Source organism: Pantoea sp. CCBC3-3-1, assembly GCF_007981265.1.
GTDB lineage: Bacteria > Pseudomonadota > Gammaproteobacteria > Enterobacterales > Enterobacteriaceae > Erwinia.
In genome coordinates this window covers 4,864,757-4,878,504 of the sequence record NZ_CP034363.1, presented here as the reverse complement: position 1 = coordinate 4,878,504, position 13,748 = coordinate 4,864,757, and the positions used below count along the sequence as shown (strand labels likewise).

Sequence of the window (13,748 nt, the reverse complement as noted above, 5' to 3'; positions counted from 1 at the left end):
ACTGAAACATGGCTAAAGGTATTCGTGAGAAGATCAAGCTGGTTTCTTCTGCTGGTACAGGTCACTTCTATACCACCACGAAGAACAAGCGTACTAAGCCGGAAAAACTGGAACTGAAGAAATTCGATCCTGTTGTCCGCCAGCACGTGATCTATAAAGAAGCTAAAATCAAGTAATTGAATTTAGTGGATGAAAAACCTCGCTTCGGCGGGGTTTTTTCTTTTGTGGGAAACGAAAAGTTTATCAGCAGGAGGTCATCAATGCCGGAACTACCAGAGGTTGAAACCAGTCGACGCGGTATTGAGCCGCATCTTGTTGGCGCCACTATTCTGCATGCGATTGTTCGCAATGGCCGCCTGCGCTGGCCGGTCTCTCATGAAATTCACAGCCTCAGCGATCAGCCCGTACTCAGCGTACAGCGTCGGGCGAAATATCTGCTGCTGGAGCTGCCTGCCGGCTGGATAATTATCCACCTTGGCATGTCCGGCAGCCTGAGAGTGTTACCGGAAGATTTACCCCCCGCTAAGCATGACCACGTCGATCTGGTGATGAGCAACGGCAAAGTTCTGCGCTATACCGACCCGCGACGCTTCGGAGCGTGGCTGTGGAGCACCGATCTGGCTGCCAGTAACGTTCTGGCTCATCTCGGCCCGGAGCCGCTGAGCGAAGCGTTCAGCGCCGATTATCTGTTTGAAAAATCGCGCAGCAAGCGTACGCCCGTTAAGCCGTGGCTGATGGACAACAAGCTGGTGGTAGGCGTGGGGAATATTTACGCCAGCGAGTCGCTGTTTGCGGCCGGGATCCATCCCGATCGACCGGCAATGGCGCTGACAAAGGAAGAGGCGGAGCTGCTGGTTGCTACCATCAAAGCTGTGCTTTTGCGGTCGATTGAGCAGGGCGGCACAACGCTGCGGGATTTTTTACAATCGGACGGCAAGCCAGGCTACTTTGCGCAGGAACTCCAGGTTTATGGTCGTGCTGGCGAACCTTGCCGCGTTTGCGCCACGCCAATCATGAGCGCCAAACACGCTCAGCGTAGCACTTTCTTTTGCCCGGTCTGTCAGAAGTAAGGCTGAGCGACTATCCGTTCGGCAGCGCCAGCTTTGTCAAAAGCGCCGTATAGACCGGCTCAGGCAGGAAGGCGCTGACGTCGCCGTTATGGCGCGCGACTTCCTTGACCAGCGTTGAAGAGATGAAGGAATACTCTTCAGAGGGCATCATAAAAACGCTTTCGAGGCTTGAGAGCAGATGGCGGTTCATCTGCGCCAGCTGCATCTCATATTCAAAATCAGAAACTGCTCGCAGGCCACGCACCAGCACGTTTGCCTGCTGATCGCGGGCAAAATTCGCCATCAAATCACTGAAGCCCACCACTTCTACATTCGGCAAATGTGCCACCACCTGCTGTGCCAGCGCCACGCGCTCTTCCAGTGAAAAAAGCGGCTTCTTGCTCGGACTGGCAGCGATAGCTAACACGATGTGGTCGAACATCAGCGCAGCGCGGGTAACGATATCAAGATGACCATTGGTCATCGGGTCGAAGGTGCCGGGATAGATCGCTTTCGTGCTCATAAGCCGCCCTTGCTGGAAGCGTGAGAAGAGTGATTTAGCGCCCAAAGCGCCGTGTACTTATTAAAAGTATACTGCGCGTTGACCACGGCCAGTAGCCAGCCCTGCTTTCCATCCAGAAAACCGGCACGCAGTATCAACGTTTTACAGAAGGCGCCAAGCGTGTGGGTAAACACTGACAGAATGCTGCAACGTTTGCCCTGGTGATAGCGCTGCTTTGCCCAGGCTTCCGCATAGGCGAACTGCTTCCACTGAAAAGCGGAAAAATCACGGCAGGTCAGATGAAGGAGGTCGCCCTTTAGCGCCACAACGGGTGCGTTCTGGGTTTCAAGTGATTCATGAACCTGATGATCGTTATAGCTGAAGTCGGCAGGGTACAGACGGACAACGCGATCCGGATACCAGCCGCTGTGCCGCATAAAACGCCCAAGAAACAGATTACGGCGCCCGATGCTGTAGACCGTGTTTGAGGCGGGCTGCTGCAAAACATGCTCGATAGCCTGCTTCAGATGTGGCGTCACCCGCTCGTCGGTATCGATCATCAATATCATCGGGTGCGTGGCATAGCGTTGGGCCAGCTGTCGCTGTTTGCCGTAGCCGTGCCATTCGGTGGAATGAAAAACTTTCGCGCCGTGTCGGGCGGCTATTTGCGGTGTTCCGTCGCTGCTCCCGGAGTCCAGCAGGACGATCTCATCCGCCCAACTGACAGACTCCAGGCATTCCGGCAGTAGTTCAGCTGCGTTTTTAGCAATGAGTACGACGGAAAGAGGCCTTAAAGACATTTAGTGATTCCGCTGTGGCAGATAAGGTTCGAGTAACTGTAGCAGACGCTGCAACGCGCCCTGATTCTGATGAAGCACTTCAACGGCATGGCGGCCGTAGTAGAGCCGGTAGTCTTCATCCGTCAGCAGCGTACCAATCTCTTTATCCAGCGAAGCGGCATCGGTGACGGTAATCAGGCCATCGGCCTGCTGTAATTTGGCGCAGATATCTTTAAAGTTGAAGATATGCGGCCCCATTAAGACCGGAATGGCATGTGCTGCCGCCTCCAGAGGGTTATGTCCGCCTCGTTCAACCAGGCTGCCACCCACGAAGGCCAAATCGGCAATGCCGTAAAGCAGCATCAGTTCGCCCATGGTATCGCCAATCACCACCTGCGTGTCGCCTGACGGGATTTCACCGCTGCTGCGCAGGGTGTAGCTGAAGCCGGCTTTCTGCGTCATTTCACGGGCGGTAGCAAAGCGTTCCGGGTGACGCGGCACCAGAATGAGCAGCAGCGTCGGGAAACGTTCCAGCAGCTTACGGTGCGCTTCCAGAATCACGCTCTCTTCACCTTCATGAGTACTGGTTGCAATCCAGACCTGGCGGCGTGGCGCCCACTGGCGGCGCAGCGTAATGGCGCGAGCGGCCAGCTCAGGCGTTACCGAAATATCAAATTTCAGGCTGCCGGTCACGGTCAGTTGAGATCGCTTCAGGCCAAGCGTGATAAAACGTTCACCATCTTCGGCATTTTGCGCTGCGATCAGCGTAATTTGTTGCAGCAGGCGGCGCATAAATTTGCCGAGCTTGCCGTAACCTTTCGCGGATCGTTCCGACAGACGGGCATTGGCAATGACCAGAGGGATGTTGCGAGCGTGCAGCTGGGCGATCATATTCGGCCACAGCTCGGTTTCCATGATGATAACCAGCCGCGGATTCACGTTGTTGAGAAAGCGATTCATGGAGCCTGGTAAATCGTAAGGCAGATAAACGTGGTCAACGTCTTTGCCGAAAGCTGAGGCGGCCCGTTCAGATCCTGTCGGCGTCATCGTGGTTACGGTGATGGGCATCGAGGGATAGCGATGACGTAGCGCCCGCACCAACGGCACGGCCGCCAGCGTTTCTCCTACCGAAACGGAATGCAGCAGAATACCGTCCGGCTTAACTTTGCCTTTACAAAAACCGTAGCGCTCCGCCCACCGCTTACGGTAGGCAGGGGCTTTTCTGCCTCGCAGCCAGAGCCGAAGCCAGATGAGAGGCTGAATAAGGTACAGCAGGGCGGTATAAATTGTTGTCATCACAGTGTTTACGAAGTACGGAGAAACTCGCGCCAGAAAATGCTGGAAAAGAGAAATATTACCGCATGTTAGCAGATAAGTCGTTGCCGCTCACACCTTCTTCTCAGGGCTGCTGCAACACGTGTTGATACAGCGCATGGAGTTGGTCTGCCAGCCGCTGTGGCGAACAGGGTAGCACGCGTTGACGCGCTGCATCGCCCATTCGCGCATCCACAGTTCTCAACGGGATGGCTTGTGCTGCTGCCGTAAGGGCGGCGACATCAAGCGCATCGCAAACGAATCCCTGTTCACCTTCCACGATAAACTCGGCACCACCGCAGGTAAAACTGGTAATGACTGGCAACCCGCAGGCCATCGCTTCCAGAATGACATTAGGAAAAGGATCGTAAAGCGTCGGCAGCATCAGGCCGTCAGCCGCATGATAATAAGGAATGACGTTATGCTGTACGCCCACAAAATGAACCCGCGTTTCACAGCCCAGGCTGCGTGCCAGGCTGACATAGCGTGACTGCTGTTTATCCTGCCCAACGACGATTAGATGGGCATCGGTCGCGGCCAGCGCGGTAATACTGGCGTGCAAGCCTTTGCGCTCAAAGCCCGAGCCAACATAGATAAAAACCTTGGCCTCAGCAGGAAGGTTCAGCTGCGCGCGTGATTTCTGGCGCTCGGCAGGTGTGGCTGGCTCAAACCGCTGGCAATCGATAGCGTTATAGATGACCGCAAATTTCTCTTCCGGCACCTGAAAACAGCGGATGATGTCGTTTTTGACCATCACAGAGTTGCAGATAATTTTCTTGAGCGACGGCGAACGGAACATCTCCTCTTCTGCCGCCATAACATAGCGGTGATAGGCGCTCAGGCCGGCCAGCATACGTTGCAGCGGCGAAACGATACGTGCCCGTTGCTCAAGCCATACGCGATGCACGCCGTCGCCCGCACGGAAAATATCACAGCCTGCAATGCGTTCATGGCTTTGCACTATATCGAATTCCTCCCGTTGCCAGCAGGCACGGGCCGCTTGTGCAAAGCCACGTTCGCGTGAGATTCGGCCCCACTTTTTCGGGTTGCAGATATGCAGGTGCCAGTCTGGCTTAGGTTCGCCCTGCCAGCTGCGCGTGATAATATTCAGTTCGAGACTGCCATCTTCCAGCGCTTCCAGCGCACGGGAAATAAAGCGCTCTGCGCCGCCATCTGGACGATATTTCTGCCGTACTATTGCCAGTCGAACTTTACTCATCCAGAGATTTCCTTGCGGCTTTGATCACCTCTTCCAGCGGGATTGCCGAGAGATAACGGGTTTCAGTTTTTGTATCAATACTGTCCGGTGCGGGAAGCGGAGCATAGTCGCCAGCCCAAATCACCTGGTTATTCTCCCCCCACGGACGCCACTGCTTCAGCTTCGTTGGCCCGAACAGGGCGATGCAGTGAGTATCCAGCGCGGCGGCCATATGCATTGGCGCTGAATCTACGCCGATAAACAAGCGTGCGTGATCGATCAGGGCAGCCAGCTGCGGCAGCGTTAGCTTGCCCGCCAACGAGATAACCCGCTGTTCCGGGCAAAGAGAGCGGATATGGTCAATCATCGCCAGCTCTTTTTTGTCGGGTGCGGCAGTCAGGACGATATCCCTCTGATCCGATGCCAGCGCAGTAATCAGCCCGGCAACCTTCTCATCTTCCCAGCATTTAAATATCCAGCGTGAGGTCGGTTGAATCACAATATAGGGTCTGGGCGAAGGCTGACGCTGGGCCAGTGCGGCCTGAGTATGTTCCCAGTCGGCGGCGCTGTAATGCATAGCCGCTGGAAATCCGCTAAAAGGGATATTTAGCGGCTGGAGCGCGGAAAGATTTTGCTCAACGGTATGCAGCTGGGCGTGATTTTCTGTCGACACCCGATGCGTGTGGGCATATTCCCACAGCTTATTGCGCCGTTTATGGTAATCGAATCCGATACGGACTTTCGCACCCGAGAGACCGGTAATGATTGCGCTACGCCACTGATCGGCAAGATTAATCACCAAATCATAGTGCTGCCGGCGAATGGCCCGCACTAACGCGACCTCATGCCGAATGTGCTGCCAGCTTCCCTCTTTTTTCCAGTTACGATCGATAAAATGAATGTGACGGATTGACGGATGGGCTTGCAGCATCGGGCGCGTCTCTTTATAGAGCAGCACGTCGATATTCGCCTGCGGATACTGCTGGCGAAGCGCCTCAATGACCGGGGTGGTAAGCAGCATGTCACCATGATGGCGTAGCTTAATCAGCAAGATATTCAGCGGCGTAAACGAGATCATCGATTGAGGAGTAGCCATACTCATTGCATCTCAAAGTGAAGTGGACCGATTGTAAGGGAAACCCCTGGCAGGGAAAAGCCGCAGCACTGCAACATTACTGCTTACGCCAGCGATAAATGCGGCTCAGCCAGAGCAGCAGTTGGTACCACTGACGAAGGCCGCGAGCATTGCGCAACATTCGGCCTGGCGTTTTGCTGGCAATCAGATCGGCGATCATTGCCTGTCGCGCTGCTTCATCCGGCTCACGACGAATGGAGTGGCAGACCGTTAACGCTTCTTTCGTGACCTGACGATACAGCGCGGAGCCGATTTTTACTTTGTGCCGATAACGCTGGTTAATTTCATCCAGCATGCGGGCTATTTTCAGGTAGTGGCGCTGATAGGCAACGTTTGCCTGGCCCGTGCGCTTTTGATTACTGATTGACTGGTCGTGAACGTAATAGCAATACATCACCTCGTCGGTATAGCGTACACGCTGGGCGTTTAACATCAGTTCCGTTGTCCAGGGAATGTCCTGATGATGCAGACCAGGTTCAAACAGCAGGTTCAGCTCGGCGATCAGCGATCGGCGATAAATGCCCAGCCAGACCACGTGAAGATAGCGATTGGTGGCCAGCGCTTTGCTCAGCCACTCTGCACCGCTAAGCACTGAAGTCGACTGCAGGCGGTCGGTTGGAATAAGCGTTTTGGCCTTGCCAGATCCCCAAAAAACGCGCTCAGCATTACACTGTGCGACATCAAGATCGTCTTTTTCCGCCATCGCGATAAGCGTGCTGTACATCTCCGGGTTAAGCGTATCGTCCGCATCCGGAAAGGTCACGTACTTGCCACGCGCAACCGCCAGGCCAGCGTTACGTGCACGGGATACGCCGCCGTTCTGCTGATCGATGACCTGCACGTGCTCATATTGATCGGCATAGCGGTGAGCCATCAGCGCCGATTCATCGGTAGAACCGTCGTTAACGATAATAATCTCAATTGACTGGAGCGTTTGCGCCAGTGCTGACTCAATGAATGCCTTGAAACTCTTCCCGGCGTTATACATTGGAACAATGATGCTCAGCTGAGGCGCTGAGGTTTTATCATGCGGCTTCATACTCAGGATAGGGTCTTCTTCTCAGCAAACTGCGGCGTACGCGCGCAAATAAAATCGTAAATATCATCCAGCTTACGCTGATCAAGCTCAAAAAGTTGTTCAACAGGATGGTTGAATTTATACAGGGCATGGAACACAAAAGACGAGGGTGCAATATGGTTAGGGCCGATCAGCAAGACATCGCCTAAAGGACGCTGTTCTTCCACGCAACAAGGGCCATAAATCAGGATCACCGGCACATTTTGTGAATCCGCGATGTACACATTGCCGGAGTCGGACGCCACGTAAAAATCCATCTGGCTGAGAGCATAAGGCAGTCCTTCCAGCGAGACTTTACCAATCAGGTTAACGATATTATCACGCTCACCAACGACTTTATTGAGCTCATTCAGGCGGGTAAGTTCATTCGGCGCACCAAAAACATAAAACAGACAGGGCAGCGTGCTCAGGCGATCGAAAAACTTCTTCCAAATTTCCGGCGGGATGGTTTTCGCCTGATTGCCAGCGGAGATGCTCAGGCCGATTTTAATTTTATCGGTGCGGAAAACCTCTGGCGGCGTATCGTCCGGCTTGAACAGTGGCAGCGTGGCATGTTTAGGGTAGCTCTCTTTAGTAAGGGAACGATCTGCCAGCTTGAGATAGTTTTCCAGCGTCAGTGAGGTTTTTTCATGCTCTACCGTACCGCTCGCGGTGAGATAGAAAATGCCCTGATACCATTTTCTGCGATACATCGACAGGAACTGTTTGTTGTCGGCATTGCAGCAGGCTGCATAAAACAGGTTGATATTATTGGGGTGCAGAAGGTAGACGTTTTCATAACGGTTCATCAGTTTGAACGCCAGTTTCAGCTTGCTGAACGTGCTGGTTTTGAAATCTTCTACATAGAAAATTTCGTCCAGAGTCGCATCATGCTGCGCCAGCGGCGCAACGGTACGACTAAGGAGCGCGTCGCTGCGCTCAAGATGACTAAGTAACGGCGTGATGTTGATAAAATCACCGATCTTAGCCGTCTGAATAACCAGATTGCGTTTTGGCTTTTTATGACCCAGTTTCAGCAGCAGTTTTACAGGCAGCAGAAGTAAAAATAACAGCACGTAATTCAAGCTCTTTTCTCCCTGAGCAAAGACGTCGGTATACCAGTTGGCACTACGGGCAAGGCTGGATGCTGCACCGTGCTTTGATATCCGTTCTGGGTTATGAGCGTTATCATGGGCTGAAACCTTAAATAGTAAAAACACACTTACCTGAATCTGAATCGGGCAATTTTTGAAAGGCGCTAGTTTATCCTGAACTTACGCAGTGATATGCCTGTGCAGTGCCTTAATGCGCGCTGAGTTCCAAATATTTTTGGCATATGGTTTCTACGCTATAGGCTTCCAGCTGAAGTTGTGAAACATCAGGCGGGTTCAGATAAATTTCCCGTATCGTTGCGGCGAGCGACTCATCATTTAACGCTGCCAGCCCCCGAGCCAGATCGCCCGTTAGAATTGAAACGGGTCCGCCAGGGCAGCTTGTGCTGACTACCGGCGTCTGGCAAATCAATGCTTCAACAATGACGTTACCAAATCCTTCGCTGTCAGAGCTCACCACCAGCAGCTTTGCATGGCGTATCCACGGATAAGGATTACTGATAAATCCTTTAAAAATAACCCGTTCTTCAATTCCCAGCTCGACGGCCAGCTGCCTGACCGCCGCCGTGGCTTCGCTGCTACCCTGACCAATAAGTACCAGCGGCGCACTCACCCCGGATTTTGCATAGGCACGTAACAAACGGTCATGCCGTTTGGTTTTGTGAAAGCGCCCAACGTGGATCAGGTAATCCTCACCTGCCATCTTGCAAGGTTCGAGTGACTGCTGGTGGATAGCGTCAAAGTCAAAGGGATTAAAAACAATCCGCTCCTGCTTTGGCTGCACATTAAAAGCCCGTTTCAAATCATCAACCACGTACTGGGACACACCCAGGACGTTTCGGTTCTGATAAACGCGGTGTGTTTTGACTTTTTTTTGCCACAAAGAGAAACCCTTGCGATGGGCAAGGTAGGAGGCTGAAAAAACGCCATGCAAACAAAACCAGGTTTTATCCGGCTGTAAACAGCGGCAGCGGCTGACAATGCGATCGGTCTTATGCAGATGAGAAACGATTAAATCAAAAGGATCATCCTGCGACTCTGCTTTAACTATGGCTTTATCAAGTTGAGCGGCACGTCGCCGCAGTTCGGTTAGCTTTCTCCAGGGAGATTTGCACTGGTCTTGAATCACCTGATAATCAATCCCTTCGGGGATCGTGTAATCACATATGGCCCGAAGGGAAAACAGCGATACGCGGTGGCCGCGCTCAATTAACCCGCGCGACAGCGTCAGCACGACTTTTTCTGCGCCACCACCGGGTAGACCATCAATGATCATCAATATGCGCCTGGACAATTTTTCACCCTTAAGCAAAGAACAATTATGTGGCGAGAGTCCGTTCCTCGCTTGCATTCACATAAGTAGAAAACCTTTTTTTATCTTTTCAGGCAGTTCCTTTGCCGAACCCAATTCGTTCTGTTTTGCTTCGCGGCCTAATCTACAAGGATTTACCCTCTTCCTCTAATGAGGGTATCTTAGAAAAATAAAAAAGATAGCGCTACAGCGAATCGGTAACGTGTCGTCTTAACCGGCAAATCTCTTTGCGTCAGTCGGAGCGGCTGCGTAACATACCGACAGGAATAATACGGAGCCTGAAACTGGCATGAAAAAACCGGCATTTTTGATCACCATAGATACCGAAGGTGACAATCTCTGGCGTAATCGCACGGGCATTGTAACCACTCAGAACGCAGCTTATCTCTCTCGCTTCCAGCAACTGTGCGAAAAATACGCCTTTAAACCCACCTGGCTGACCAACTATGAGATGGCAATTGATCCGGTTTATATCGATTTCGCCAGCGACGTTATTGCTCGCGGGCAAGGTGAAGTTGGCATGCATCTGCATGCCTGGAACAGCCCGCCCGCGTATCAACTCACCGATAATGACTGGCAGCATCAGCCATATCTGATCGAATACCCACGTGAAGAGATTCGCAAAAAAGTTATATTCATGACTGAACTGCTGGAAAAAACGTTTGGGGTAAAAATGCTCAGTCACCGGGCTGGTCGCTGGGCGTTTAACGAATATTACGCTCAGCTACTGATTGAGTTTGGCTATCAGGTGGATTGCTCCGTCACGCCTAAGGTGAACTGGGCGTTTTCATCTGGCGCGCCTCAGGGGAACGGCGGAACGAACTATACTCACTTCCCGTCTGGAGCCTATTACCTTGATGCGGAAAATATTGCGCGGCCAGGCTCATCGCCACTGCTGGAAGTACCAATGAGCATCCAGTACAAGCATTCAGGCCTGATGAACAGCCTTAAGCAGGGCTACGATCGCCTGCGAGGGAAACAGCGTAGCCCTTCCGTACACTGGCTGCGGCCTGTTGGCGGTAATGTTGAGCAGATGATTGCCGTGGCGGAAAAAACCCTGGCCGGGGGGGCGGATTATGTCGAATTCATGCTGCATTCCAGCGAGTTTATGCCCGACGGTAGTCCGACGTTCAAGAATGAAGCGGATATCGATCGCCTTTACAGCGATTTGGAACAGCTGTTCAGCTGGCTGCAAGGCAGAACGCAGGGCATGACGTTAGCGGAGTATGCGGCTGAAAAACATCACAGCAGTGCCGCATCGGTAAGCTGACCATCGCTTTTACAGCATGTTTTGGGTTGCGAAAACCCAAGCCAGAACCGCTTATCCGGGTTTCGGGCGGGGTGGTTACAAGCCCCGCTTACGCACCTTCAGCATCTTTCTTTTATAGCTCGTCCTGATTTTTCCGTTCAGTAAGAATCGCATCAGGCTAACGCGTGCGATCCGTTCCCCAATCCGCCTGCCCTGTGGCGTTCCCTGAAGCATCTCGTGGTAACGATTAGCGATATCTAACCAATGGCAGGTAATCAGATGTTCATACTGCGCGGGCAAGACATCATCCATATGCGCGGTGGCGTCGATCAGACAGGTAATTTTACGCTCGTCGATAGCGGAGGACAGGCTTTGCTGATGTTTACGATAGAGATAAAAACCGGCGCGGGTAAACAGCGTTTTTTTACTTTTGGTCAGTAATAGCGGAAACAGCCAGGTGTCTTCATAACAGATAAAGTCCGGAAAGGCATGTTGCTGCAACAGCTGACGCGCAAAAAACTGCCCAATGAAATGGGCCTGGTAGTCTTTATGGATCAGAAAACGCTCGATAGCCTGATGCTGCGTCAGATCCTCATACCCGGAAACCTGCCATTTCAAATCGGCATCGGGGTCACGAACTTCAATGATATGACTCAGAAAAATATCCGGCGCGGTTTCCTGAACCGTAGCGAGCTGGGTTTCCAGTGCGCCAGCAAGCAGCACGTCGTCGCTATCGACCATCAGAATATAATCACCCGATGCCAGCTGTACGGCGTGATTACGCACTTTACCGACATTACGAAAATCGGTGCGGCTGCTTTTGAGCTGGGGCAGACGTCTGGCGTAATCATCAACGATCGCCTGGGTGTTATCCGTTGAGGCATCATTGACGACGATAATTTCGGTGGTTGCCAGTGCATTGCCCAGTGACGAGACGATGCTGTCGAGCGTGGCGGCCAGATAATTACCGCAGTTGTGTGCGGCAATCAGGATGCTTAGCTGAACGTTATTCATTGGTGCCCGGCGGAATGAGAAGCGCATTAAGCTGGGTTGCTACGCTCTCCGGGGAGATATCAGCCATGTTATTACCCTGGGCCGGACGCAGTACAAACTGGTTTTTACCATAGCCGCCAATCAAACCCGGATCGGTTGGACCATAAAGCGTGATATTAGGTCGGTCCAGCGCGGCCGTTAAATGGCTAAGGCCGGTATCAACTGAGACGACCGCTTTGGCACCCGCCAGCGTACGGGCCACCTGCTCCAGAGTCAGCTTAGGCAGCACTTCAACGTGCTCAAAGCCTTCTGCCAGGCGTTTTGCCCGCTGATGTTCATGTTCGGCCCCCCACGGCAGTTTGATTTTCATGCCGCTGCCGAGCCGCTCAATCAGCTGCCGCCAGTTTTCTTCAGGCCAGTGTTTTTCATCACGCGTGGTGGCGTGCAGGAAAACCAGATATTGTCCTGCATCGACGGGCGGCTCTGCCAGAAAATGCCCGGCAATCGCATAGTCGCCGGTACTCTCCGGCAGCGCGTAGCCCAAACTTTTCGCGAAGAGTTCGCGTGTACGCTGCACGGCATGCTGCTGCCGGTTGATCTCATGACGCTTGTCATACCACCAGCTGGCAAAAGGCTCGCGCGCGCTACGACTGTCCTGCCCATGTTTAACGCCTTTGGCAATACGCGTCACCAGCGCAGCGCTTTTGATCAGACCCTGAGCATCGATCACCAGATCATACTGACGTGACTGCACTTCACGCTTAAACAGGAAACGTTCTTCACGAACTTCACTGCCAAACCAGTGCTTGCGCCAGCGACGAATCGCAACGGGAATGACGCGATCGACGGCCGGATGCCAGCCCGGAATTTGTGCAAAACCTTCTTCCACCACCCAGTCAAAACGGATACCTGGAATGGCCTGCATGGCGTCGGTCAGCGCAGGCAGCGTGTGTAACACATCTCCCATTGAGGAAGTTTTCACAATCAGGACGTGCATGTATTCTCCTGGCTTTTATCCAGCAACGTAGCCAGTTCGGCGATGACCCGCTCGGGTTGAATATCAATCAGGCTTTGATGATAGCCCTCGGCAGCATCCCCTTTACGCACCTTGTGATAACCGGTAATCAGCCGGATAACGCGGGCCTTATCTGACAGCGGTGGCGTGAAGTCAGGGCTGCTTGGACCATATAATGCAACCAACGGGCGATCCAGCGCGGCAGCAATATGCATTAACCCGGAATCATTACTGACCACGGCGCGGCAATGTGCCAGCAAAATGACCGCCTGCTCAAGCTGGGTTTCCCCCGCCAGATTGTGGCAGTGCTGGCGGGAATCTGCCTGCAAGCTCTGCATGATTTGCTCGCCGGTCTCTTTATCTTTCGCCGAGCCAAACAGCGCAATCTGGTAGCCGTCATCAATCAGCTTTTGCGCCAGCGCGGCATAGTGATAATGCGGCCAGCGCTTAGCCGGGCCAAATTCTGCGCCGGGGCAGAAGCCAATAACTGGCCGTGCCGCAGAAAGCCCAAATTGTGCAGCAGTAGCCTGTTTCTCTGGCTCGTGAACGGAGAGAGCAGGCCACAAGAGCGGCTGGGGAAGATCGGCTGCGCTACGAATACGCGCTTTATCGTAGGCCAGCGCCACATAGCGTTGAACCATCAGTGGGAAGGCGGTTTTATCCAGTACCCGAACATCGTTCAGCAAGCCGTAACGCATCTCGCCACGCCAGCCTGTGCGGGTTTTGATATCGGCGAAAAAGGGTACCAGGGCCGATTTAAACGAGTTTGGCAGGACATACGCCCGGTCATAACCTTTATCACGCAGGGCTTTACCCAGACGTCGACGTTCGCCAAGCTCCAGCGCGCCATGACCTAACGGCATCGCCAGCGCTTCATTGACTTCAGGCATACGCGACAGTAATGGACGGCACCAGGCGGGCGCCATCACATCGATCACGGCATCAGGATTCTCTGCCTTCAGCGTGCGATAGAGACTTTGCGACATCATCATATCGCCGACCCAGGAAGGACCGATAACCAGAATTTTCATTG

14 protein-coding genes are annotated in these 13,748 nt (G+C 53.1%); 3 read left to right on the top strand and 11 right to left on the bottom strand.

The features are described from left to right. Window positions 1-8 precede the first annotated feature (8 nt). Both rpmG and mutM read left to right on the top strand, forming a co-directional pair. Window positions 9-176, top strand: coding sequence for a 50S ribosomal protein L33 (rpmG, locus tag EHV07_RS22865; RefSeq protein ID WP_001051798.1), 168 nt, complete (start codon window positions 9-11; stop codon window positions 174-176). A gap of 84 nt (window positions 177-260) precedes the next feature. Next, complete coding sequence (gene mutM / locus EHV07_RS22860) at window positions 261-1,070, top strand: bifunctional DNA-formamidopyrimidine glycosylase/DNA-(apurinic or apyrimidinic site) lyase (protein WP_147200372.1); 810 nt, start codon at window positions 261-263, stop codon at window positions 1,068-1,070. A gap of 10 nt (window positions 1,071-1,080) precedes the next feature. On the opposite strand, the gene coaD is transcribed toward mutM, so the two are convergent. The 8 genes from coaD to EHV07_RS22820 all read right to left on the bottom strand — a co-directional run bounded on the left by coaD (window position 1,081) and on the right by EHV07_RS22820 (window position 9,422). Then, window positions 1,081-1,572, bottom strand: coding sequence for a pantetheine-phosphate adenylyltransferase (gene coaD / locus EHV07_RS22855; RefSeq protein WP_147200371.1), 492 nt, complete (start codon window positions 1,570-1,572; stop codon window positions 1,081-1,083). After that, entirely contained in the window at window positions 1,569-2,351 is a 783-nt protein-coding gene (locus tag EHV07_RS22850) for a glycosyltransferase family 2 protein (RefSeq protein ID WP_147200370.1), read from the bottom strand. The genes coaD and EHV07_RS22850 overlap by 4 nt, the downstream gene beginning before the upstream one ends. Then, on the bottom strand, window positions 2,352-3,626 hold the full coding sequence (gene waaA / locus EHV07_RS22845) for a lipid IV(A) 3-deoxy-D-manno-octulosonic acid transferase (protein ID WP_147200369.1): 1,275 nt from the start codon (window positions 3,624-3,626) through the stop codon (window positions 2,352-2,354). A 103-nt stretch (window positions 3,627-3,729) separates the two neighbouring features. Further along, window positions 3,730-4,863: a glycosyltransferase family 4 protein gene (locus EHV07_RS22840; RefSeq protein ID WP_147200368.1), complete on the bottom strand. Its 1,134-nt coding sequence runs from the start codon at window positions 4,861-4,863 to the stop codon at window positions 3,730-3,732. Then, window positions 4,856-5,944 (bottom strand): putative lipopolysaccharide heptosyltransferase III, encoded by a 1,089-nt coding sequence (rfaQ, locus tag EHV07_RS22835; protein ID WP_147200367.1) that lies wholly within the window; start codon window positions 5,942-5,944, stop codon window positions 4,856-4,858. Before rfaQ ends, EHV07_RS22840 begins: the two co-directional genes overlap by 8 nt. A 70-nt stretch (window positions 5,945-6,014) precedes the next feature. After that, window positions 6,015-6,965, bottom strand: a complete 951-nt coding sequence (locus EHV07_RS22830; protein WP_254446372.1) for a glycosyltransferase — start codon at window positions 6,963-6,965, stop codon at window positions 6,015-6,017. A gap of 53 nt (window positions 6,966-7,018) precedes the next feature. Further along, entirely contained in the window at window positions 7,019-8,119 is a 1,101-nt protein-coding gene (locus EHV07_RS22825; RefSeq protein WP_147200365.1) for a glycosyltransferase family 9 protein, read from the bottom strand. Between the two features lie 217 nt (window positions 8,120-8,336). Continuing rightward, complete coding sequence (locus EHV07_RS22820; protein ID WP_147200364.1) at window positions 8,337-9,422, bottom strand: glycosyltransferase; 1,086 nt, start codon at window positions 9,420-9,422, stop codon at window positions 8,337-8,339. A 325-nt stretch (window positions 9,423-9,747) separates the two neighbouring features. On the opposite strand from EHV07_RS22820, the gene EHV07_RS22815 reads away from it, so the two are divergent. After that, entirely contained in the window at window positions 9,748-10,728 is a 981-nt protein-coding gene (locus EHV07_RS22815; RefSeq protein WP_147200363.1) for a polysaccharide deacetylase family protein, read from the top strand. A gap of 75 nt (window positions 10,729-10,803) precedes the next feature. Here the strand turns inward: EHV07_RS22815 and EHV07_RS22810 are convergent, their stop codons facing one another. From EHV07_RS22810 to rfaF, 3 genes are read right to left on the bottom strand one after another with little or no spacing between them, the layout of a single operon-like run. Then, window positions 10,804-11,721 carry a glycosyltransferase family 2 protein gene (locus EHV07_RS22810; RefSeq protein WP_147200362.1) on the bottom strand — a complete coding sequence of 306 codons (918 nt, stop codon included), beginning with the start codon at window positions 11,719-11,721 and terminating at the stop codon, window positions 10,804-10,806. After that, window positions 11,714-12,697, bottom strand: coding sequence for a lipopolysaccharide heptosyltransferase RfaC (gene rfaC, locus EHV07_RS22805; RefSeq protein WP_147200361.1), 984 nt, complete (start codon window positions 12,695-12,697; stop codon window positions 11,714-11,716). Before rfaC ends, EHV07_RS22810 begins: the two co-directional genes overlap by 8 nt. Further along, complete coding sequence (gene rfaF, locus EHV07_RS22800) at window positions 12,685-13,746, bottom strand: ADP-heptose--LPS heptosyltransferase RfaF (protein ID WP_147200360.1); 1,062 nt, start codon at window positions 13,744-13,746, stop codon at window positions 12,685-12,687. The genes rfaC and rfaF overlap by 13 nt, the downstream gene beginning before the upstream one ends. Between the last annotated feature and the right edge of the window lie 2 nt (window positions 13,747-13,748).